The sequence below is a fragment of the Polyangium spumosum genome (assembly GCF_009649845.1).
GTDB classification, from domain to species: Bacteria; Myxococcota_A; Polyangia; order Polyangiales; family Polyangiaceae; genus Polyangium; species Polyangium spumosum.
Genome location: NZ_WJIE01000004.1, coordinates 77,461 through 99,333 on the forward strand (window position 1 = coordinate 77,461; position 21,873 = coordinate 99,333).

General features: G+C 68.7%; 15 protein-coding genes. 8 read left to right on the top strand and 7 right to left on the bottom strand.

Features of this window, described 5'->3' with window-relative positions:
* Positions 1-38: 38 nt before the first annotated feature.
* The 4 genes from GF068_RS14265 to GF068_RS14280 all read right to left on the bottom strand — a co-directional run bounded on the left by GF068_RS14265 (position 39) and on the right by GF068_RS14280 (position 6,381).
* Positions 39-1,094: a hypothetical protein gene (locus GF068_RS14265; protein ID WP_153819956.1), complete on the bottom strand. Its 1,056-nt coding sequence runs from the start codon at positions 1,092-1,094 to the stop codon at positions 39-41.
* A 59-nt stretch (positions 1,095-1,153) separates the two neighbouring features.
* A complete protein-coding gene (locus tag GF068_RS14270) occupies positions 1,154-2,881 on the bottom strand; it encodes a serine/threonine-protein kinase (RefSeq protein WP_153819957.1) in 1,728 nt (575 codons plus the stop codon).
* A gap of 129 nt (positions 2,882-3,010) precedes the next feature.
* Positions 3,011-3,847 carry a S1C family serine protease gene (locus GF068_RS14275; protein ID WP_153819958.1) on the bottom strand — a complete coding sequence of 279 codons (837 nt, stop codon included), beginning with the start codon at positions 3,845-3,847 and terminating at the stop codon, positions 3,011-3,013.
* A gap of 59 nt (positions 3,848-3,906) precedes the next feature.
* Positions 3,907-6,381 carry an ATP-binding protein gene (locus GF068_RS14280; protein WP_153819959.1) on the bottom strand — a complete coding sequence of 825 codons (2,475 nt, stop codon included), beginning with the start codon at positions 6,379-6,381 and terminating at the stop codon, positions 3,907-3,909.
* A 290-nt stretch (positions 6,382-6,671) separates the two neighbouring features.
* On the opposite strand from GF068_RS14280, the gene glgX reads away from it, so the two are divergent.
* From glgX to GF068_RS14305, 5 genes are all read left to right on the top strand, one after another.
* Positions 6,672-8,834: a glycogen debranching protein GlgX gene (gene glgX, locus GF068_RS14285; protein WP_153819960.1), complete on the top strand. Its 2,163-nt coding sequence runs from the start codon at positions 6,672-6,674 to the stop codon at positions 8,832-8,834.
* A 9-nt stretch (positions 8,835-8,843) separates the two neighbouring features.
* Positions 8,844-11,972 (top strand): malto-oligosyltrehalose synthase, encoded by a 3,129-nt coding sequence (gene treY, locus GF068_RS14290; protein WP_206079473.1) that lies wholly within the window; start codon positions 8,844-8,846, stop codon positions 11,970-11,972.
* Positions 11,969-13,816 carry a malto-oligosyltrehalose trehalohydrolase gene (treZ, locus tag GF068_RS14295; RefSeq protein ID WP_153819961.1) on the top strand — a complete coding sequence of 616 codons (1,848 nt, stop codon included), beginning with the start codon at positions 11,969-11,971 and terminating at the stop codon, positions 13,814-13,816. Before treY ends, treZ begins: the two co-directional genes overlap by 4 nt.
* A 113-nt stretch (positions 13,817-13,929) precedes the next feature.
* A complete protein-coding gene (locus GF068_RS14300) occupies positions 13,930-14,340 on the top strand; it encodes a hypothetical protein (protein WP_153819962.1) in 411 nt (136 codons plus the stop codon).
* Positions 14,341-14,454: 114 nt separating this feature from the next.
* Positions 14,455-14,892: a DoxX family protein gene (locus GF068_RS14305; RefSeq protein WP_153820484.1), complete on the top strand. Its 438-nt coding sequence runs from the start codon at positions 14,455-14,457 to the stop codon at positions 14,890-14,892.
* 1 nt (position 14,893) lies between these two features.
* On the opposite strand, the gene GF068_RS14310 is transcribed toward GF068_RS14305, so the two are convergent.
* Positions 14,894-16,147, bottom strand: coding sequence for a beta propeller repeat protein (locus tag GF068_RS14310; protein WP_170319473.1), 1,254 nt, complete (start codon positions 16,145-16,147; stop codon positions 14,894-14,896).
* A gap of 214 nt (positions 16,148-16,361) precedes the next feature.
* On the opposite strand from GF068_RS14310, the gene GF068_RS14315 reads away from it, so the two are divergent.
* From GF068_RS14315 to GF068_RS43560, 3 genes are read left to right on the top strand one after another with little or no spacing between them, the layout of a single operon-like run.
* Positions 16,362-18,107, top strand: a complete 1,746-nt coding sequence (locus tag GF068_RS14315) for a DUF1592 domain-containing protein (protein WP_170319482.1) — start codon at positions 16,362-16,364, stop codon at positions 18,105-18,107.
* 33 nt (positions 18,108-18,140) lie between these two features.
* Positions 18,141-19,676 (top strand): DUF1552 domain-containing protein, encoded by a 1,536-nt coding sequence (locus tag GF068_RS14320; RefSeq protein WP_153819965.1) that lies wholly within the window; start codon positions 18,141-18,143, stop codon positions 19,674-19,676.
* Positions 19,676-20,071, top strand: a complete 396-nt coding sequence (locus GF068_RS43560; RefSeq protein ID WP_170319483.1) for a YkgJ family cysteine cluster protein — start codon at positions 19,676-19,678, stop codon at positions 20,069-20,071. Before GF068_RS14320 ends, GF068_RS43560 begins: the two co-directional genes overlap by 1 nt.
* Positions 20,072-20,101: 30 nt before the next feature.
* Here the strand turns inward: GF068_RS43560 and GF068_RS14330 are convergent, their stop codons facing one another.
* Together GF068_RS14330 and GF068_RS14335 are read right to left on the bottom strand one after the other, a co-directional pair.
* Entirely contained in the window at positions 20,102-20,974 is an 873-nt protein-coding gene (locus GF068_RS14330; RefSeq protein ID WP_153819966.1) for a hypothetical protein, read from the bottom strand.
* A gap of 45 nt (positions 20,975-21,019) precedes the next feature.
* Positions 21,020-21,829 (bottom strand): hypothetical protein, encoded by an 810-nt coding sequence (locus tag GF068_RS14335; RefSeq protein ID WP_153819967.1) that lies wholly within the window; start codon positions 21,827-21,829, stop codon positions 21,020-21,022.
* Positions 21,830-21,873 lie beyond the last annotated feature (44 nt).

Sequence of the window (21,873 nt, forward strand, 5' to 3'; positions counted from 1 at the left end):
ACCTCCCCCATCCTCGTGACGACCCATCTTCAATGCCATCAGAACGTCCCCACGACCACGAGCGAGCCCCCCGCGGGCGACACCGCGGGCAGCGCGCGAATGGCCCCCGTCTTCGCGCGCTTCGGCTCCGAGAGGCCGAACGCGAGCGTCCCGACCGCCGCCAGGCCGCCTCCGACGAGGCTCCAGAGCGCGATTTCGCCGAACTGGTTCTGCTCGTTCTTCAGGTGGACGAGCTCGGGGCAGGGGCTCGTGCCAGCGTTATACGTACAGTAATCGTCGCTCTCCGAGGACAGCGGCTCCGCCAGTGTCCGCGCCGTGGCGGCGCGATTCACCGAGAGGGCCGCGAAGACGACGCCCCCCAGGATCCCGACCCCCGCAGCCACGCCTCCCGCAATGAGGATCGGCCTGCGATTCGAGCTCGGCGGCCCGGGCGGCGGCGCGCCTGTGTCCTCGCGGCGCGCGAGCACGCCGCTCGGCTGATCAGCGCTGCCCAGATCCAGCCGCAGGAGCTGCGACGCGCCCGGCCTGGCCTCGATCACGACCGGGCCCGAGGACCGCTCGCCGAGGCGCGCCTCGATCGTCCGCCGCCCCGGCTCGACGAACACACCTGCGTTCGCCTCGGGCCATTGAAACTTTTCGCCGTCCACGATCAAATGAACGCCGTCCACGTTCGTGTGCACGGAGAGCTGCGTGACCTTGGACCGCGCCTCGGAGAACATCGCGGAGGTGGCCTGGAGCTCGTCCGCCGCCACGTCCTCGGCGTGTCGCAGGAAATACGAGAGGTGCTCGGCCGCGTCGCGATGGTGGCCGAGCTCGAGCTCGACCCACCCGAGCGTGCCCGCGATCTGGAAATGCTGCATGATGCGCCACGCGGCCCGCAGCTCGTCGAGGGCGGCCCTCCATTGCTTCGCCTTCGCCGCGTCCTTGCCACGCACGTAATGGGCCCGGGCCATGTCCGCAGCCGAGGACGAGGTCTCCGAAGGCGCCGGAGGATCGGCCGCCGCCGCGGGGAGCGAGGCGCCCTGCGCGACGAGTCCCAGGACGAGCGGCAAGAGGCGCCGCGCTCGCGAGGTCCTTTCGATTCTCCCACCCATGCGGCAGGATAACATGAATTGCCGAGGAATCGAGGGCCCGCGAGGAAAACTCGAGACCTTCAGCGCTTGCAATTCGGGAAGAATCGAGGGCACGCCTTCCCGGTCTGCGCCGGCTTCGTGCTCGGGGCGCGCCATTTCGCTTTCGCTGTCGTCGCCGGCTTCGGCTGCGGCGGATCGACGGGCGAGGCGAGCGGTTTGCCGCCTCGAACGGGCATCGCGCTCCGTTTGTCCGGGCTGTTCGTGGGCGCCGCGGCTCCCGTGCCCGCGGAGGGCGATTGCGGCGGCCCGGCGCTCGGCGTGGCCATCGGCGTCGCCCGCGCGACCGTGGGCGCGGGCGGCGGCGAGGGGAGCGGCGCGGGGGTCGATATCGCCCCGCCCGGCGCGTCCGGCTTCTCGGGCCTGTTCGCCGTCGCCCGCGACGCCACGATGAAGATCAGCACGGGCGCGGCGAGGAGCGCGCAGAGGAGGGCGCCTCTGCGCATCACCTGACGTCTTCTCCGCTGTTTCTGCATTTCGGCGTCTGCCGGCTCGGTCCCGGCCGACATCGTGATGGCCCCGACGGTCATCGTGGCGCTCGGCGTGGTGCGGACCTCCGCGGCGCCGCAGAGCTGCGGCGTGGTCGCCGTGAGAATCGCGCTCAGCGACGTATCGCGCCATGGCGCTCTCGGCCCGCCCGCGGCGGGCGGCGGGGGTCGCACCTCGTCTCCCTCGGCCTTTTCGCCTTTGCCGGCAGGGAGGACCATCGTGCCAGGCAGCCGCATGCCCCCGTCCGGGGCGATTCCGACGGCGGGCCTTTGCTCGCAGACTTGCGTCTTTGCTTCGGCCTCGTCGGGCGTCGTGCCGTCGATGGCCAGCGTGAATTTCACGGTCTCCGGCCCCTCGGGCTGCGGCAGCGTCTTCGCGAGCGGCGCCGCCATGGTCGGCAACGACGCGGAGACCTGGGTCGCCTCGCGATCGCGCGAGAGCGCGTCGAGCAGGACGGCGACCTCCTGCGCTGATTGAAGGCGTTTGTCCCTTTCGCGCTGCAAACAATGGTCGACGAGGTCGGCGAGCCGGGGGTCGACGTGTCGGACGCGGCTCGAGACCGGGGGGATGTCCGCGACCAGGATCTGCTGGAAGAGGACGTCCACGTTTCCCTTGAACGGGCGCACGCCGGTGAGCATTTCGTACAGGACGACGCCCAGCGACCATACATCGGTCCGGAAATCGAGGTCCGCGGCGCAAAGCACCTGCTCCGGGCTCATGTACCCCGGTGTGCCGACCATGACGCCCGTGACGGTTCGCACGCAATCCTTCGTGTCGAGCTGCTTGGCCACGCCGAAATCGAGGACCTTCACCACGAATCCGTCGGCGGCTGATTCCCGGTGGAGGAACACGTTCTCAGGCTTCAGATCGCGGTGAATGATGCGCGCCTCGTGCGCCGCCGAGAGGGCGAGCGCGACGTCGCGGCCGATTCGCGCGGCCTGCTCTCCGGGGAGCCTGCGCTCGCGTTCGAGCAGATCGGCGAGCGTCTCCCCCGAGAGGAGCTGCATCACGAGGAATGGATCCCCCGCGGACGTCTCGCCGGCGTCGTAGACGTCGACAATATTCGGATGGGACAAACTCTTGAGCGCGCGCGCCTCGCGGCTGAGGCGAAGGCGGAGGTCCGCGCTCGGCCGCAGGATCAGCTTGATGGCGACGCTTCGGGCCGTCCGCTCGCTCTGGGCCTCCCACACCGACCCCATCGCGCCCTCGCCGAGTGGACGGACGAGGCGATATTCTCCCCCGATGCAGTCTCCGGCTTTCATGACCCCCCCGGCGCGCGATGTTACCACCGAGGGTGCGCAACAACACGGAAAAGCCGAGCCAGCGCCCGTTTTCTGGGGATTCGTCCGAGGCGACCGCGCACGTCCCGCGCGGAGGATACGTGGATCGCTTCAATGCCCCCGGCGCGCCCGCGGCCTCGACCTGCGCGCGTCCCAGAAGCTCCACAATGCGACCAGGGCCACGAGCCCCGCGAGGACGGCCGCCGAGATGGCCAGGTTCCGGAGCACGTCCTGCTCCGGCGTGCTCTCGAAAGGGATCACCGGCGCCGTCGGGCCGAGCTTCTCGAGCATGTCCTTCACGACCTCGATCGGAATGCCGAAATTCAAGCTCTGCGCTCGGTTCAGCGTGCCCACCGCGACGGCGACGACCTCGCCGCGCCTCGTCATGATCGGCGAGCCGCTCGAGCCCGGGGATATCGCGGCCGTGATCTGGATGCCCCACGATTGCAGCTCCGCCTCCCGAGCGATCTCCTTTCCCACGCCGCGCTGCCGGATCGCCGAGACGATCCCCACCGTCAGCGTGCCCGAGAGCCCGAGCGGGCTGCCGATGACCACGACCTCGTCGCCCGGAGAGACGCCGCTCGAATCGCCGAGCGTGAGCGCCGGCAGCCCGGCTCCGTCCGCCTTCACAATGGCGATGTCCCGCTCCTCGTCGGCGCCCAGGCGCCCGAGGATCACGAGCTTCGAGCCGTCCGCGAGCGTCGCCGTGACCTTCGCCGCGTTCGCGACGACGTGGTGATTCGTGACGATCCGTCCATCCGAGGAGATGAAAAACCCCGTCCCCGTCCCGAGCTTGTTGCCCGCCGTGTCCTCCACCGTGAGAAGCACGACCGAGGGCTTCGTGCGCTCCGCGAGCTCGGCGAGCTCACCCCCGGCCGCAGATGCCACGGCCGACGAAAACGAAATGGAGAGGGTCAGGGTCATCGCTGCCGCGAGCCGGTGGACCATGCCGCGACGGGAAGCGAACGAGCCGCGTTTGTCAAGAGAAATGCTACGTCCGCCTCCGTTCAGGCCGAACGACGCACCGGCCTTCGAGGGGCGGCGCGGGGGCGGCCTTTTCGCATCTCCGCCACGGAGGAGAGGGCCCGCTCGAGCTCCGCGGGATCGATCGGCTTCGTCATGTGGGCATCGAAGCCCGCGTCCCGGGCGCGGCGGCGGTCCTCCGCGCTGCCGTATCCGGTCTGCGCGATGAGGTAACTCCCGGCGGTCGCGGGGCTCTTCCGCAGCGCCTTCGCCACGGCATATCCATCCATGTCCGGCAGGCCGAGGTCGCAGAGCACCACGTCGGGAGCCAATCTCTCGGCAGCCGCGATCCCCTCCGGGCCGGTGTAGGCCACGTCGACGCGATATCCGAGCAGGCGCAGGAGGTTTTGCATGATGTCGGCGGTGTCGCGGCTGTCCTCGATGACGAGGATTCGCAAGGGGCCGTCGGTTCGTCGCGGCGAGGGGACCGGGGGCGGGGCCACGGCGAGCGCGCCTTCTGCGGAGAGCGGGAGCCGTACGCAGAGCGTCGCTCCTCGCCCCGGACCCTCGCTATGGGCCGCGACGGCGCCGCCGTGCAGCTCGACGAGTCCCTTGACCACGGCGAGCCCGAGGCCGAGGCCGCCTCGCGAGCGCTCGAGGCTCCGGTCGGCCTGGCTGAAGGTCTCGAAGAGCCGCCCGAGCATGGCCGCATCCATGCCGATCCCGGTATCGCTGACCGAGATCACGACCTCGTTCTTCGCGAGGTCCCCGTCGACCTTGACGTGAATGGTGCCCCCCGGGTCGGTGAATTTGATGGCGTTGTGGAGCAAGTTGCCGACGATCTGCGAGAGACGGGTGGGATCCCCCTGCACCCACCGGGGCGTATCCGGCAGGGAGAGCGATAGCGAGAGGCCGCTGTTCGTGACGATGGGCTCGTAGTCGTGGGTGACGTCGCGGACGAGCTGCACGATGTCACGAGGCTCCTTGCGCAGCTCGAGTTTGCCCCGGGAGATCCGCGAGACGTCGAGGAGGTCGTCGATCATCCGGGCCATGTGGGCGATCTGTCGTTCGATCATGGCCAGCGTCCGCGCGGCCTCCGGCGGGCCGGCCGCCTGCATGTCGAGGACCTTCACGGCCGTTCGAATGGGGGCCAGCGGATTTCGGAGCTCGTGCCCGAGCATGGCCAGAAATTCGTCCTTGCGGCGGTCGGCTTCCTTGAGCGCGAGCCCCGCCTCGCGCAGCGCGCGCTCCGTCTCCTTCAAACGGGTGACCTCGTGCACCGTGATATTGATGGCCTGCACCACACCGGCCTCGTCCTTGATGGGCACGAAGCTCGTGACCCAGTCGCGCAACAACCCGGGGTTCTGGGGGGTCTCCATGCGGTACTCGATGTCGGTCACGGGCTCGCCCGATTCGAGCACGCGGCGAAGCTTGGACTCGATGGATTGCGCGATGTTGGGCACCATCTCCCGCAACGGGCGGCCGATGTGCGCGGCGGCGGGGGCGCCATTGATCTGGGCCAGCGTCTCGTTGATGTTCACGTATCGGAGCTCGGTGTCGAGGAGGCACATGCCCGCGGGCGACGTCTCGTAAATGCTCTGGAGCTCCGCGAGGTGGCGCTGCGCGGCTCGTTCGCTCTCCTTGAGCTTGCGGACGAGCTCGCCGCGCTCGATCACGGCGGCCACCTGATCGCTGAGCGTCTGCATGAGCCGGAGCTCGTCGTCCGTGTACCGGGTTCGCTTTCGCGTCGCGAAGGCGAGCGTGCCGAGCACGCGGCCGTGCGCGACGAGGGGATAACCTGCATAGGCCTGCGCGCCGGTCGATTTGAGCGGGTCCGCCCCGGGAAACGTGGAGTGCTGGAGGTCGTCGAGGATGAGGGCCTTGCCCGTCTGGGCGACCGTGCCGCACAGGAACTCGCCGTACTTGAGCTCGTGGTATTGTTTGCGCTGCTCGGGCGTGAGCCCCGCGCTCGACTCGAGCTCGAGCACCTGGGGCACGGCCCCCGTCATGTAATTGAAGTAGAGCTCGACGTCGAGGTCGCTCGCGAGCTCCGCGAAGATCGCCTCGAGCAGCTCCGCGGGCTCGTCGGCGAGGGCGAGGCGCCCTGCGGCCTTGGCGAGCAGGCGGAGGTGCCCGTGCTGGGCCTCCTGGGCTTCCTGCGCGCGCCTTCGTTCCGCTACCTCGTCTGCGCGGCGCGCGGCGGTCTCGGCCAGCCGCTCGGCGGTGCGCCGCCATTGCACGCCGAACGCGGTCGTCAGCCAGAGGACCACCAGGCACGACGCGCGGCCCGTGGCGTCGATCCACGGGGGGACGATGGGCGGATGCGGGGACAAAAAGAACCCGACCGCCGTGAGGCCCGTGCATACCCCGACGACGGAGAACGCCGCTGCGCGAGAGGGGAGCCACAAGGCGAGCGAGACGGGCACGACGTACACGAAGGGGACGGCGAATCCCAGCGGTATCGAGAGGTCCAGCACGAATGTCGCGAGCGCGAGCGCCGCGATGACGAGCGGGCGCAAGGCGGCGAACCCCACGCGCCAGCGCGGTCGGGCTGGCTCGTCGGCAGAGCCTGCGAAACGCGTTCGGTCCCCCGATATGCTCTTCACAGCGTGCTGGCGGCGCCTCCACCACCCGGCGCATGCCGCCCCCTTTGGGACGAAAACATGCGTGGTGCGCCGTAGCTCGTCGAGCCGTGAGGCGGGCCGGCGCGAGCCATCGCTCGTGCGGGCTCGCCCGGAGGGCCTTGGGGGATTTCCCCGAGGGGGCCCGGGATACCGCATTCCAGCGTGGATGCTATGGACAGGACTCCATGCCCGCACGTTTCTGGCCCGGTCGCGAGTACCCCCTCGGATCCTTCTACGACGGATTCGGCGTGAACTTCGCCTTGTTCTCGGAGAACGCCGAGCGGGTCGAGCTCTGCCTCTTCGACAACCCCGACGACCGATCCGAGCGGGAAAGGGTTCTCCTCCCCGAACGGACCGCGCACGTATTCCACGGGTACGTCCCGGCCCTCCGCCCGGGGCAACTTTATGGATATCGTGTCCACGGCCCCTACGACCCCCCGCGGGGCCTCCGGTTCAACCCGCACAAGCTCCTTTGCGATCCTTATGCCCAGGCCGTCGCCAACGAGGTCGACTGGCGGGCGCCGATGTTCCCCTACAAACTCGGTCACCCCGACCAGGACCTCGCCATGTGCGAAGAGGACAACGCCTGGGGCGCGCCGAAGGCCGTCGTCGTGGACAACGTCTTCGACTGGGAGAACGACAAACACCCGCGGACGCCCTGGCGGGACACGGTCATTTACGAGCTACACGTCAAGGGTTTCACCATTCGCCACCCGGACGTCCCGCCCGAGCTCCGGGGCACGTACGCGGCCCTCGCCTCCGAGCCGGTGATCACCTACCTGAAGAAGCTCGGCGTCACCGCGGTCGAGCTCCTGCCGGTCCACGAGATGGTCGACGATCAGGTGCTCGTCGATCGGGGCCTCCGGAACTACTGGGGTTACAACACGCTCTCGTATTTCGCGCCCGCGGGCCGGTATGCCTCGATGGGCCGGAGGGGCGAGCAGGTCGCCGAGTTCAAGCGGATGGTGAAGACCCTCCACGCAGCCGGGATCGAGGTCATCCTCGACGTCGTCTACAACCACACCGCCGAGGGCAATCACCTCGGGCCGATGCTCTGCTACGAGGGCATCGACAACCCCACGTATTACCGCCTCGTCGCCGGCAATCCGCGGTATTACATGGATTATACCGGCACCGGGAACTCGCTCAACATGCGCCACCCCCAGACGCTCAAGCTCGTCATGGATAGCTTGCGTTACTGGGTCACGGAGATGCACGTCGACGGTTTTCGCTTCGATCTCGCCTCGACCCTGGCCCGCGAGCTCCACGACGTCGATCGGCTGAGCGCGTTCTTCGACATCATCCACCAGGATCCGACCCTCTCTCGCGTGAAGCTCATCGCCGAGCCCTGGGACGTCGGCGAGGGCGGTTATCAGGTGGGCAATTTCCCGGTGCTGTGGACCGAATGGAATGGCCGTTATCGCGACGCCGTGCGCCGGTACTGGAAGGGCGACGCGGCCCTCACGGCGGAGCTCGGGTACCGGCTCACCGGATCGAGCGACCTCTACGAGGGCGGCGGGCGGCGGCCCACGGCCAGCATCAATTTCGTCACGGCGCACGACGGCTTCACGCTGCGCGACCTCGTCAGCTACGACCACAAGCACAACGCGGCGAACGGCGAGGAGAACCGCGACGGCGCCGACAACAACGATAGCTGGAACCACGGCGTCGAGGGCGAGACCGACGATCCGGCCGTGAGAGAGCTCCGGGATCGGCAGATGCGGAACTTCTTCACGACCCTCATGATCTCGCAGGGCGTGCCGATGATCTGCGGCGGCGACGAGCTCGCCCGGACCCAGGGCGGGAACAACAACGCCTATTGTCAGGACAACGAGGTCTCGTGGCACGACTGGGACGTCGACGAACGACAGCGCTCGATGCTCGAGTTCGTCCGGCGCCTCTCGGCGTTCCGGCACGAGCAGCCCGTGCTCCGCAGGAAGAAGTTCTTCTCGGGCGGGTACATCCGCGGCAGCGAGATGAAGGACATCGTCTGGTTCCGGCCGGACGGCCAGGAGATGAGCGCCGAGGATTGGCAAAACCCGCACGGGCGGGCGCTGCAGATGTTCCTCAACGGCGACGCCATCCCCTCGACCGACACGCACGGCGAGCCCATCGTGGGAGACACGCTCCTCGTCCTCTGCAATGCGCACCACGAGCCATTGCCGTTCGTCCTGCCGGCCATCGAATGGGGGGAGCGCTGGGAGGTCGTCATCGATACCCGCGCGGCCGCGTCGCCCGAGATCGGCGTGCCGGCGAGGGCGGGCGAGCCCTACGTCCTCGAGCCCCGCTCGATGGCGGTGCTGCGCCTCTGCCGCAAGCAAGAGCCCGGCGCGAAGAGCGCGATCTGAGGGGTGACCATGATGCAGATGGATTCGACCGACGAGGCGACCCCGGAGAGCCCGAAGACGGCCGAGCCGGATCCCGCCGAGGGGCTCTACGAGACGATCCTCGCGGGCGCGCGCGTGCCAGGGGCGACGTATCGGGTCCAGCTCAACCATGCGTTCACGTTCGAGGACGCCGCGGACATCGTCGACTACCTCGACATGCTCGGGGTGACCGATCTTTATGCGTCTCCCTTCTTCAAGGCGCGGCCGGGCAGCATGCACGGCTACGACCTCGTCGACCACAACAGCTTGAACCCCGAGATCGGGACGAACGCGCAATTCGACGCCTTGCACGCCCGGCTCTCGGCCCGCGGGATGGGCCTGCTCCTCGATTTCGTGCCGAACCACATGGGGGTACACACGCCGGAGAACGCCTGGTGGATGGACGTGCTCGAGAATGGGCCGAGCTCGCTCCATGCGCCCTACTTCGACATCGACTGGCACCCGCTGAAGAGCGAGCTCGAGCGGAGGGTGCTCTTGCCGGTGCTCGGCGAGCATTACGGCACGGTGCTCGAGAATGGCGACCTCGAGCTCGCCTTCGATCACGGCGCGTTCTTCGTGCGTTGTTATGGCAACCCCTTGCCGCTCTCCCCGCGCACGTACCCGCTCATCCTCCAGCCGATCGTGCCAGCGCTCGCCCACGCGCTCGGCGAGGAGGACGACGCCGTGCTCGAGCTCATGAGCATCATCACGGGCCTCGGGCACCTGCCGTCGCAGGGCGAGACGCATCGAACCAAGGTGATCGAGCGCCGCCGCGAGAAGGAGATCTTGAAGCGGAGGCTCTCGGCCCTCGTCGCGGAGTCGCCCGCGGTGGCGCAGGCGATCGCGGAGCGGGTCCGCGTCATGAATGGGCAAAAAGGCGATCCACGGAGCTTCGACGCGCTCGACGATCTCCTGGAGAACCAGGCCTATCGGCTGAGCTACTGGCGCGTGGCTGCCGAGGAGGTCAATTACCGGCGCTTCTTCGACATCAACGATCTCGGTGCGATCCGGATGGAAAACCCCGCGGTCTTCGAGGAGGCGCACCGGCTGCTCTTCCAGCTCATGGACGAGGGGAAGGTGACGGGGCTCCGGATCGATCATCCGGACGGCCTCTGGGCACCCTCGACGTATTTTTGCCGGCTCCAGCGCACGTTTTTCCTCCACCGCGTGCGCCGCGAGCTCGCGGGGGCGGAGGACGGCCACGGCGCCGCGGCCGCGCTGCAATCCCTCCTCCTGAGCCGCTTCGATCGGGACGCCGAGAGGCGCTCGGAGGATCCGCCGCGGCCCCTGTACATCGCCGTGGAGAAGATCCTCTCGCGCAGCGAGGAGTTGCCGCGCGACTGGGCCGTGCAGGGGACGAGCGGCTACGATTTCGTGGCCCTGGCCTCCGCGCTTTTCGTGGATCGCAGCGCGGAGCGGACGATCACCTCCATTTACGAGGGTTTCACGGGGCTGCACCTCGATTTCGGGACGCTCGCCTACCAGAAGAAGAAGGTCATCCTGGAGAGCTCGCTCGCGAGCGAGCTCAACGTCCTCGCCAGCGCCCTCAATCGTATCTCCGAGCGGGATCGGCATACGCGTGATTTCACCCTCGGCGCGCTCACGGACGCGCTCCGCGAGGTCATCGCGTGTTTCCCGGTGTACCGGACGTACCTGCACGAAGGCACGACGACCGTGGCCCCGCGCGACGCCGCGGCCATTCGCGCGGCATTACGCGCGGCGCGGAGGCGCAACCCCACGACGGACGCCTCGGTGTACACGTTCCTCGGCGCGATCCTCCTCCTCGAGCGCCCGCCGCAGCCATCTGCCCCGAGTGATGAAGAAGAGGAGGTGGCGCGCCGCCGCGATTTCGTGATGCGATTCCAGCAGCTCACCGGGCCCGTGACCGCCAAGGGGCTCGAGGACACGGCGTTTTATGTGTACAATCGCCTGGTCTCGCTCAACGAGGTCGGCGGCGAGCCGGAGCGGTTCGGCATCACCGCCCTGGAGCTCCACCGGGCGAACGAGGCCCGGCAGAGGCTCTGGCCCTCGTCGATGCTGACGACCACCACGCACGACACGAAGCGCAGCGAGGACGTCCGCGCCCGCATCAACGTGCTCTCCGAGCTGCCCTCGGATTGGGCGGGGACCTTGTATCGCCTGGCCGAGGCGACGGCGCCTTTTCGCCAGGAGCTCGAAGGGATCTCGGCGCCCGATCGCAACGAGGAGTATCTCTATTACCAGACGGTGCTCGGGACCTGGCCCTTCGGCGCCGAGTCCGCAGAGCCCGCGTATGTCGAGCGGCTCGTCGAGTACATGCGCAAGGCCACCAAGGAGGCGAAGGTCAACACCTCGTGGATCAACGCGGATCCCACGTACGACGCCGCCGTCGAGACGTTCGTCCGCGAGACGCTCGCGGACGCGCCGGAGACACGCGCCTTCCGCGAGGCGCTGCTCCCGCTCGCGCGCGTCGTGGCGTACCACGGCATGTGGGGCTCGCTCGCGCAGGTCTTGCTCAAATGCACCTCGCCCGGCGTGCCGGACATCTATCAAGGCAATGAGCTCTGGGATCTCAGCCTGGTCGACCCGGACAACCGGAGGCCCGTCGATTTCGTATTACGCAAGCGGCTCCTCGTGGAGCTCGACGAGGCGCGGCGCTCGCCCGGATCGAGGGGAGAGCTCTCGCGCGTTCTCGTCGAGAATGCGACGGACGGGCGCATCAAGCTCTACGTCACCCGGGTCGCCCTCGAAGCGCGGCGCCGCGCGCGGGCGCTCTTCGGCCCGCACGGCGCATACGTTCCTCTCGCGGCCTCCGGGGCCCACGACGGCCACGTGGTGGCCTTCGCGCGGCGGACCCCGGAGCACGAGCTCGTCGTCGTCACCCCTCGGCTCACCGCGCGGCTCGTGAATGGCAGGAGCGAGCCCCCGCTCGGCGCCGTCTGGGCCGACACCACGGTCCCGATCGATCCGCCGTCCTCCTCCGCGTCCACGGCGTGGGTGTACGAGAACCTCTTCACCGGCGAGACGCTCGAGCCGACGCCCACGGACGCTGGGCTCTGCTTGCCTGTTTCACGTGTGCTCGGAGGTTTCCCGGTGGCATTACTCGCGCGGCGAATGGCGCGAGGCGAGGGCCTCTCATGAAGAACCCGTCCAGCGTCCCCCCGCTCGGCGCGTTTTTCCAGGGGGACGAGCTCGTCTTCCGTATCTGGGCACCGGATCACGATCGCGCCGAGGTCGTCCTGTACGGCGCGGACGCCGCGGCCGAGCGGGCGCGTATCCCCATGGAGGCCGAGCCGGGCGGGTTTTTCCGGGCGCAGGTGGGCGCTCCGGGGGCCGAGGCGAGCGTGTTTTACAAGTTCGGCGTGGGCGGCGCGGGCCCGTTCCCCGATCCCTTCTCGCGATCACAGCCCTTCGGGGTGCACGGGCCCTCGGAGGCGAGGATCGTCTCGTTTTCATGGACCGACCAGGCCTTCGCCGGGGTGAGCGTCGAGGATCTCGTCATTCAGGAGATCCACATGGGCGCGGCGACGGCCGAGGGCACGTTCGAGGCGCTGATCCCGCACCTCGTCGAGCTGCGATCGCTCGGGATCACGGCGATCGAGCTGATGCCCCTCGCCAGCTTTCCCGGGCGCTGGAACTGGGGGTACGACGGCGTTTGTCTTCATGCACCACAGGCCTCTTATGGCGGGCCGCTCGGGCTCATGCGCCTCGTCGACGCGGCCCACGCGTGTGGGCTCGTGGTGCTCGTCGACGCCGTGTACAACCACCTCGGGCCCGCCGGTAATTACCTCCGGGCTTATACGAAGCGTTATTTCACGGACCGACACCAGACGCCCTGGGGCGAGGGGCTCAACGTCGACGGCGAGGACGCCCGCGTCGTCCGCGAGCTGCTCGCGCGGAGCGCCGAGATGTGGATTCGCGATTATCACGCCGACGGCCTCCGGCTCGACGCGACCCACGAGATCCGCGACGACGGCGAGCCACACATCCTCCGCGAGATCGCCGAGCGCGCCCGGCGCGCGGGCGGGGGCAAGCAGATCGTCGTGATCGCCGAGGACGAGCGCAACGAGGCGCGCCTCGTCCGGCCCGTGGACCGGGGCGGGCTCGGGCTCGACGGGGTCTGGGCCGACGATTTCCACCATCAGATGCGCCGCGCGTTCGCCGGCGACGAGGACGGGTATTTTCAAGATTTCACCGGGAGCGCCGCGGACATCGCCCGCACGCTCATGGACGGCTGGTTTTATCAGGGGCAAACCTCGAAGCGGACGGGCGAGCCGCGGGGGACGTCGCCGCGCGACATCGAGCCCACGCGCCTCGTCCATTGCATCCAGAACCACGATCAGATCGGCAACCGCGCCTTCGGCGATCGCCTGAGCGAGAGCGTGAGCCCCGCGGCCTTCCGGGCGATGAGCGCGCTTCTCCTGCTCTCGCCGTACGTGCCGCTGCTCTTCATGGGGCAGGAGTGGAACGCGCGGACGCGTTTTCAATACTTCACCGATCACGAGCCGGAGCTCGGTCGATGGGTGACGGAGGGCCGGCGCAAGGAGTTCTCGGCCTTCGCCTCGTTCCAGGGCGCCGAGATCCCCGATCCGCAGGCGGAGTCGACGTTCCTCGCCTCGAAGCTCTCGTACGCCGAGCGCGAGGCGCCCGAGCACGCGGGCGTGCGCGAGCTTTACCACGAGCTCCTGCGATTGCGCGCCGAGCACCCGGCCTCGCGCGCGCGGCAACGTGGCACGTTCGAGGCCCGCGCCGTGGGCGAGGACGCGCTCGTGCTCGTGCGCCGGGGCGGCGGGAAGGAGCTCTCCGTCTGGGTGAACGTACGCGGCAGGCTCCGGCAGAAATGGGAGAATGCGTCGCCCTCGAAGCTCGTCCTCGCGACCGAGGAGGAGCGCTTCGGCGGGGGAGGGGCCTCGGGCGTGCGCGAGGGCCTCGCGGCGGGGGAGGTGCGGCTCGACGGGCCGGCCGCGGTGGTGATCGAAACGTGAGGGCCCGAGGGCGCGGCGATCGAGCCGAGCCACGCCTCGGCGCTTGTATCGGGATGGCCTCGGCACCACGTCCGCTTTTGCCGCGAGAGCAACGCGGGGGAGGAGAGGGAGACGTGAAGCAACAGAAAGCACCTCAGGCGACGACGGCGGACAAGCACCCCGAGGAGTACCTGCACGACCTCAACCCGACTGCGCTCGCCGGGCAGAACATCGGAAAGGACGCGTCCCACCCGGAAAAGGAGGAGGGGACGAGCGCCTACGACATCAAAGAGGCCCACGAGGCCCTGCCGGATCTGACCGCCGACGAGCTGCGTGACCTGCGCGTCCTGCCGCCGGGCGCGCCGCTGCTCGAGAATGCGACGTACATGGATATCCGCCACCGCGAGCGCGGCGAGATCGTGGGCCGCGCGGGCATGTTCGCCGACGACGTGCACTGGTACGTGCCCAAGAAGGACGTCGACTACGAGCTCTGGAACAAGCTGCTCGGGATCCACCACGTCAAGCGGACCGGCACCGGGGGGTAGCGTCGAAGAGGTGCGCGGAGCCGGCACGACGTGGTTCGTCGCCGGGGGACGACCTCTTGTAGCGCGCGCCGGGGGTGTGGTAGGGTAAAACCCGTGACGCCGCACGGAGGCTCGATGAACGCGAAGAAGATTGGTTACTGGGTGTCGACGGGCATCATCGCATTCATGATCGGGGTCGGGGGCGCGATGGACATCGCGCGGCCCCCCGAGGCGGTCGAGGGGATGGCGAAGCTCGGGTACCCCTCCTATTTCATGCTCATCCTCGGCGTGTGGAAGGTGCTCGGCGCGGTGGCCATCCTCGCGCCGAAGTTCCCGCGCCTCAAGGAGTGGGCCTACGCCGGCATCATCTTCGATCTCACGGGCGCGGCCGCCTCGCACGCGGCGGCCTCCGATCCGCCGCAGTACGTGGCCATCCCGCTCGTCCTGTGCCTCGTCACCGCGGCCTCGTGGGCGCTCCGGCCCGAGAGCCGCGTGATCCGCGCCGAGGCGAAGCGCCCCGCCTCCCCGCAGGCGTCCGCCGCCGCGGAGGACGTGCCCGCGGCGGCGGCCTGATTCACGGACAAACCGTGCTGCGCTCGGCCAGGCCGTGCGTGATGAACTGGATCGGGTGGCTGCCCGTGAACGAGCCCGCCGGGAGCTCGTCCCAGGTGATACCGTCCGCGCTCCGGTAGAACCGCTGCTTTTCGTAGTACTGTTGCCAGCCGCCGTTGACGGCGACGTACGTGCCCGCGTCGCTCCGCGCCACGGCGCCGACGAGCGGCCCGGGGCTCGTTTGCGTGGTGCCGTCCGCGTTTTTCCGGCGCACCTCGGTCGGCGTCAGCGTCCACGTGGCGCCGTCGGCGCTCGTGTAGCGCTGGGAGACGTAATTCGCGTCGCGGCCCCACGTGACGAACTCCGCGCCGGTCCAGAGCAGCCGCGCGTCGACCTCGCCGCCGATGTTCGACTCGGTCCAGGTATCACCGCCGTCGGTCGATCGGCAGGCGACGCCGGTCCCGCCGAGGACGACGATCACGCCATTGCCGTAGGCGAAGCCGCCCGACCATTGGATGTCGCCTGCGCACGCGCTCGGCAGCGTGGTCGGGCGTGACCACGAGGCGCCGTTATCCTTGCTCACGTTGAGATCGTTCCCGTTGTTCGAGCCGAACGCGAGCAGGAAGCGCCCTCCGTCGTGCGGCGCGAAGCCCGTCCGGCGCACGTTCCACACGTCGGAGCTCGGGTCGCCGCCCGGGGCCCACGTCGCGCCGGAGGCGTCCGCGACCTGCGGCGGGCGCTCGCCCGCGAGGAAGACGCCGCTGCCGAAGACGACGCCCGCGAACGTCTCTCCTTCGAGCACGTTCTCCCAGTCGACCCCGTTCTTGCTGCGCCGGATGGAGCCCGGCTTGCCCCACCCGAACGTCGCCACGAAATAGCCATTGCCGTAGGTGATCCCGCGCCCCGCGCCCGGGTGGTGATCACAATCGAACTCCTCCGGCGGGTCGAAGCAGGGATACGCTTCGTCGTCGGAGCGGTCTCCGACCCAGGTCATACCGTCGTCGCAGGAAATGACCGTCCGCCCCACCATGCCCTGCGCCACGAAGATGGGCACGAGACCGGGGTTCACGACGCCGCCGCCCTCTCCTCCCTGTCCGCCGCCGCCGCCCTGTCCCCCGCCGCCGCCGCCTTGACCGCCGCCGCCCTGTCCCCCCGGGCCGCCGCCGCCGCCGCCCGCGCCTCCCGCGCCGCCGCCACCACAAGCGACGAGCACGAGCGCCGCCGCGGCGAGCGTGGTCGTTTTGTATTTGTTCACGAAAGCAAGCCAGTCGAGCATCGAACTTCCTCCGCGCCCCAGGAGATCCGCGCAAAGGCTCCCTGTCAAGGGCCCTGTCCGATCCAGTGGTGGAATACAATGCCGCCATTGCGCGATGCGGCGCGGTTTTCTTTCGTTCGACGCTCTGGCGCGCGCGCGCGGATGCAGATACGTTGGGGCCCTCGTGCGCGGGGGGAACGCCTCGCGTCCGCTTCTTGCCAGGAGGTCCTTGGAAATGATGCGAAGACGGTGGCCATGGCTTCTGGGACTCGGCGCCCTCACCGGCGCTTGTACGGGGATCATCGGCGATCCCCTGGGTGGGAAGGAGGGCTCGACGCCGACGGCCTTCGTATGCGACGAAGGCGCGGTGCCCGCGGCTTTGCCGCTCCGGCGCCTCTCCCACCTGCAATACCGCAATACGGTGTCGGATCTGGTGCGCTTCGCCGTGCCCAGCGCGGCCGCGGAGATCCTGGGCGGGGCCGATCCGCTCTTCGCCACGTTGCCCGACGATCAGCGCGTCGGGCCCGACAAACACTACGCGGGCTTCACGCGCCTCGACCAAGCCCTCCAGCAGCAACACGTGGACGGCGCATACCGCGTGGCCGATCAGATCGGCAAGGCCGTCACGGCCTCGCCCTCGCGCCTCGCCGAGCTCGCGGGCGCCTGCGCGACCGACGCCGACGCGGCGAACGACGACGCCTGCCTCGACGACATGATCCGCCGCTTCGGCGAGCGCGCCCTGCGCAGGCCCGTGACGGACGAGGACGTCGCCTTTTATCGAGGCCCGGCCGGCGCGGCCCCCTTCGACGCCGCCGACTACGCCGACGTGGTCGCGCTGCTCCTCAATGCGCCGCACTTGATGTATTTCGTCGAGCACGGGCAGGACGGCTCCGATCCCACGGCGCCGCTCGACGCCTACGAGCTCGCCTCGCGGCTCTCCTACCATTTCTGGCAGACCCTCCCCGACGAGCAGCTCTTCGCGGCGGCGCGCAGCGGCGACCTGCTCTCGGAGGCCGGCTACGAGGCCGAGGTCGAGCGCATCTGGAGCGACCCGCGCACCCGCGCGGCCATGGGCGAGCTCTTCGGGCAATGGCTCGACAACACCACGCTCGAGGAGCTCGACGCGCGCGTCGGCACGCCCCTCTTCGACGCGTTCACCGCCGGCTACACCCCGGGCCCCGATCTACGCGAGCACATGCTCGCCGAGGTGACGGACGCGGCCCTTCATTACACCTTCGAAGAGCCCGGCACGTTCCGCGACCTTTTGACGAGCCGCAAATCGTTCGCCCGCACCGAGGACCTCGCGAGCCTTTATGGCGTCCCCGTGTGGTCGGGCGGCGAGCCGCCGGAGTTCTCCGAGCCGGAGCGCGTCGGCCTCCTGACCCGCGCCGCCTTCCTCGCCACGGGCTCGGCGAACACGCGGCCCATCATGAAGGGCGTGTTCATCCGCAAGGCCCTGCTCTGCGACGAGATCCCGCCCCCGCCGCCGAACGCCGCGGCGAACCCGCCGCAGCTCAGCGATACCCTCTCCACGCGCGAGGTCGTCGAGGAGCTCACGGGGCAAGGCACGTGCGCCGGTTGCCACAAGGTCGTCATCAACCCGCTCGGCTTCGCCACCGAGAACTTCGACTCCCTCGGCCGCGTCCGCGCCGAGCAGACGCTTTTTGATCCCGACACGGGCGAGGTCGTGGGCACGGCCAGCGTGAACACCGAGGCCGTGCCGCGGATCGAGAGCGGCGACGAGCGCGTCGCCATGAACGCGGAGGACCTCACGAACCTCGTCGCCGAGAGCCCCAAGCCGTATGCTTGTTTCGCTCGGCAATACTTCCGGTTCACCTTCGGGCGGCTGGAGGACCTGAATCGCGACGCTTGCGCGCTCTCCGACGTGAAGCTCGCCCTCGACGAGGGCAAGCCCATGGCGGACGTCCTCAGGGCCATCGCGCGGAGCCAGGCGTTCCGCGTGCGCTCGTTCGAAGATTGATGGTGCGTGGACACCGGAACCTGGAGAATCGACATGTCCCTCAAGACCAATCGACGCATGTTTCTCCGAGGCGCGGCGGGGTTCACGCTGGCGCTTCCTTTCCTCCCCTCGCTGTTCGGCCATGAAAAGGCGGCGCACGCCGCCGGCGGCCCGAAGCGCTTCGTCGCGCTGGCGACGCCCCACGGCGGCGTCTGGGCGCCGCGCATGTACCCGAACGAGGCGACCCTCACGCAATCGGCCTCGTACGCCGGCCACGACGTCCGGCGCGGCGCGCTCTCGCTCGAGGTCGAAAGTGGCGTGGCCTCCTTGTCCCCGGTCCTCTCGGGCGACGCCACGCGGCTCACGAGCACGCTCGTGCAGAAGATGAACGTGCTCCGCGGCCTCGACGTCACGTTTTACCTGGCGCACCACCGCGGCGGGCACCTCGGCAACTACGCGGACAACGACGGCAACGGCACGGACGGCCAGTCCGTGCAATCGAAGCCCCGGCAGACGATCGACCAGATCCTCGCCTGGTCGAGCAAGTTCTACCCCTCGCTCAGCTCGATCCGCGAGCGCTCGATCGTGATCGGCGGCAATGGCATGTCGCACGGCTGGTCGAACCCGGGCAACCAGACGGGCGAGATCCAGCGCATCACGCCCGAGAACGACTCGCTCGCCCTCTTCAACAAGATCTTCGTGCCGCCGGCCGATCCCGGGCAGACGCGCCCGGCGATCGTCGACCGCGTGCTCGAGGATTACAAGCGCCTGCGCGACGGCAGCCGCCGCCTCTCCGCGAAGGACAAGCAGCGCCTCGACGATCACATGGACCGCGTGAGCGAGCTCGAGCGCAAGCTCAACGTGAGCGCGTCCTGCGGCGACATCCAGGTCCCCGGGAGCTCGTCGATCGACGAGTGGGACTCCTCGTTCTCCGTCGACCCGGAGGCGCAGAAGCGGTTCTGGCAGCTCATGAACGACGTCATCGTCGCGGCCTTCGCCTGCGACACCTCCCGGATCGTCACGATGAACGTCGGCGACCACTTCTCCAATTTCGTCGGTGACTGGCACCAGGACGTCGCGCACCAGGCGAACGTGAGCGCCGCGCAGCACGAGTACATCTTCGAGGGCAACCGGCGCTTCTTCGAGGACGTCTACCTCGACCTCGTCTCCAAGCTCGACGCCCTGGAGGACCCGAGCGGCGGCTCCGTGCTCGACCATTCCCTCGTGCAATGGACCCAGGAGTCGGGCTGCGTCACGCACGATCCCCTCGAGATGGCCGTGGTCACGGCGGGCAGCGCCGACGGCTGGTTCACGACGGGCAACTATTGCGATTACCGGAACCTGCAGAAGTCGGCGGCCAAGGCGGACGGGAACAACCTCGTCGATTCCCACTGCGGCCTCATCTACAACCAGTGGCTCGGCAACGTGCTACAGGCGATGGGCCTCGACCCCGCCGAGTACGAGACCGACGGCTACGGCGGGTACGGCCTCGTGCAGCTCTCGACCGAGGGCTGGTACGGCGGGTACAACAAGTACGGCGCCGCCGAGCTCGGCGTGATGAGCGAGATCCTCCCCTTCCTGAAGGCCTGATGGAAAAGACCCACCTCCCGCTCGATCCGGAGCTCGCGCGCGAGCGGGAGGTGCCCGTCGATCCCGAGACGGGCGAGCCCCTCGATTGCACCCGTTGCGGCGCCTGCTGCGAAGCCGGCAAGGGGAACATCCCCCTCACGGCGGAGGACCTCGTCCTCTGGCGCAGGGAGGGCCGGCACGACCTCGCCGATCGTGTCGACGAGGGGCATTTCGGCATGATGGCCTTCCCCACGACGGACGAGGGCGCCTGCGTCTACCTCACGCGCCCCGAGGGCCGGAGCATCTGCTCGATTTACGACGGCCGCGCGAGCACCTGCCGCGAGTTCCAGGCCGGCTCGTGGCAATGCCTCGAGTTCCGGCGGGACGCGCGGAAGAAGGGGCGGCTCGGGCGGTAGACGGCGAGAGCGGGCCCGTGTGATCCGCCGTCACCGCTTCGGTCTCGGCATGGGTGTGCCCGTGAAGGGGTTGAGGAGCGGATCCGGCAGCGGCGGCTCGGGGGGAAGCTCGGGCGAGCCGGGCCAGGTGATGCCCACCTGTTGCAGGAGCCGTTGAACGCCGAGCAGTTGCTTCGGCTCGGGCGGCTTGGCGAGGAGCGTCGCGAGCTCGTCGGGCGTGAATTCCGTGGGGCCCTGCAATCGCCGATCGACCACCGCGTCGATGATCGCGTGGATGGGAGCCTCGGTCGTTCGGGCGCGCTCTGCTGCGAGCGGGGCAAGCTCCCCGATGACCCAGAAGGGTAGGCGACCGTTCTGGAGCATGCCCCAGGGGACGAGTCGCTCAGCGCCCGGGCATTTCGGGTCGTCGAAGAGCGTGCCCGCGACACGATCGCCGTGGAGCCAGAAGCCGACCCCGGCCAACCTCTCCGTATACATTTTCTTGTTCGGTAACTTCCCCGTGTACAAATCGCTCGTCGTGTCGTGCATGCCGGCGGCCAACTGAAAGGCTGGTTCGAGCTCTGGGGGGAGCCCCGGCACAGCCGGGCGCACATCCTCTGGGCCACCCGTCACCGTGTCAGGCGTCAGGCCGAGGTTAGCAATCGGGCCAAACCCCTTCTCGTACGCAAGACCAACGACGCCCGCCTCGGTCCAGGCCACGACATCGCGGTCGCCACAACCGCTGTCAGTCCGCAAGGCGCCTCGATGCACGTCGCCCGTCCAGGTCGAGTAGTCGCAGACGGGATACCACAGACCGCTCCCCAGTCTTTCCACGCGGGCTTCCACGTAGGCGCGCAGCGCGGCGCGCACGATGGCGTCACGGTTGAAGGCGAGGCGTCCGCGGGGATGGTTGCGTAGGACCATGTGCCTCGCCTAGACCTCGTTTGTCCGGGCGTCAACATGGGCGCGTCACGGCGCGTAGGATTTCGCGGCGTTGACCCGTTTTACTTCCTCGACCGGCGGGTTTCTGTTGCGAAGCCAGTTGTTGAGCTTGTTCGAAATAACGGCGGCGTTCTTGTTCGAGTTCGTGCCCCAGTCGCAACTGCGCTTGTCCACCCTGGGCACGACGTGGTTCACCTCCGCGAGCTGACCAGGGTCGAAGGGCGGGGGGTCGATCTCCTGCTCGTAGAGCACGAGCGGCTCCTCGCACTCTGCGGACACTTTCTCGCAGTTCGCGTCGTACACGTCGCAAGGCCACTTGAAGCCCGCGAGATCGGAGTGGATCTCGCCGCCATGCGCTCTGCGGTTGACCTGGAGGATATACTTGTGCTGCAGGAGCGACTTGCCATCGGCGCCGAGCACGCCGCTGTCACAGTTGTTGAACTTGTGCCCCGGCCCGACCGTGGGCGGCTCGGGCAAGTCGCGATACGGCCCGCTCACCTCCGTCGGCACGCCGTCGACCTCGACGAGCGGCGTTTGCCTCGGCGCGGGCTCATAATAGATGACGATGTGGATCGCGGGGTCCGGCCCGACCTGGCGAAAGTAGTTCTCCGTGCCGGGGATACGCTCGCATGCCGGGTAGTTCTTGTCGTAGGGCTCCGCTCCGAAGACCTCTGCGACCAGCACGCCAGCGTCGCACGCTTCCTGCGGAGTTTTGTAGAAGCAGTTGAACGCACCGCCGTCGGACATGTAACAAGCGTCGCCGAACGCGGCGATGTACTCCGCGCGAAGCGCGAGGTCCATGCTCGGATTGCCGAGGAGAGGGATGCGGTAACGCATGCACGGATCGGGCATCCCCGCCGCACATTCGGTCGGCGTGTCGG

Bases quoted from the DNA above. Each gene is read 5' to 3' on its own strand.
- GF068_RS14320 (WP_153819965.1), top strand. From the start codon at position 18,141: ATGTCCCTCAAGACCAATCGACGCATGTTTCTCCGAGGCGCGGCGGGG.
- treZ (WP_153819961.1), top strand. From the start codon at position 11,969: ATGAAGAACCCGTCCAGCGTCCCCCCGCTCGGCGCGTTTTTCCAGGGG.
- GF068_RS43560 (WP_170319483.1), top strand. From the start codon at position 19,676: ATGGAAAAGACCCACCTCCCGCTCGATCCGGAGCTCGCGCGCGAGCGG.
- GF068_RS14315 (WP_170319482.1), top strand. From the start codon at position 16,362: ATGATGCGAAGACGGTGGCCATGGCTTCTGGGACTCGGCGCCCTCACC.
- GF068_RS14270 (WP_153819957.1), bottom strand. From the start codon at position 2,881: ATGAAAGCCGGAGACTGCATCGGGGGAGAATATCGCCTCGTCCGTCCA.
- GF068_RS14310 (WP_170319473.1), bottom strand. From the start codon at position 16,147: ATGCTCGACTGGCTTGCTTTCGTGAACAAATACAAAACGACCACGCTC.
- GF068_RS14305 (WP_153820484.1), top strand. From the start codon at position 14,455: ATGAACGCGAAGAAGATTGGTTACTGGGTGTCGACGGGCATCATCGCA.
- GF068_RS14265 (WP_153819956.1), bottom strand. From the start codon at position 1,094: ATGGGTGGGAGAATCGAAAGGACCTCGCGAGCGCGGCGCCTCTTGCCG.
- treY (WP_206079473.1), top strand. From the start codon at position 8,844: ATGATGCAGATGGATTCGACCGACGAGGCGACCCCGGAGAGCCCGAAG.
- GF068_RS14275 (WP_153819958.1), bottom strand. From the start codon at position 3,847: ATGGTCCACCGGCTCGCGGCAGCGATGACCCTGACCCTCTCCATTTCG.
- GF068_RS14335 (WP_153819967.1), bottom strand. From the start codon at position 21,829: ATGCGTTACCGCATCCCTCTCCTCGGCAATCCGAGCATGGACCTCGCG.
- GF068_RS14330 (WP_153819966.1), bottom strand. From the start codon at position 20,974: ATGGTCCTACGCAACCATCCCCGCGGACGCCTCGCCTTCAACCGTGAC.
- glgX (WP_153819960.1), top strand. From the start codon at position 6,672: ATGCCCGCACGTTTCTGGCCCGGTCGCGAGTACCCCCTCGGATCCTTC.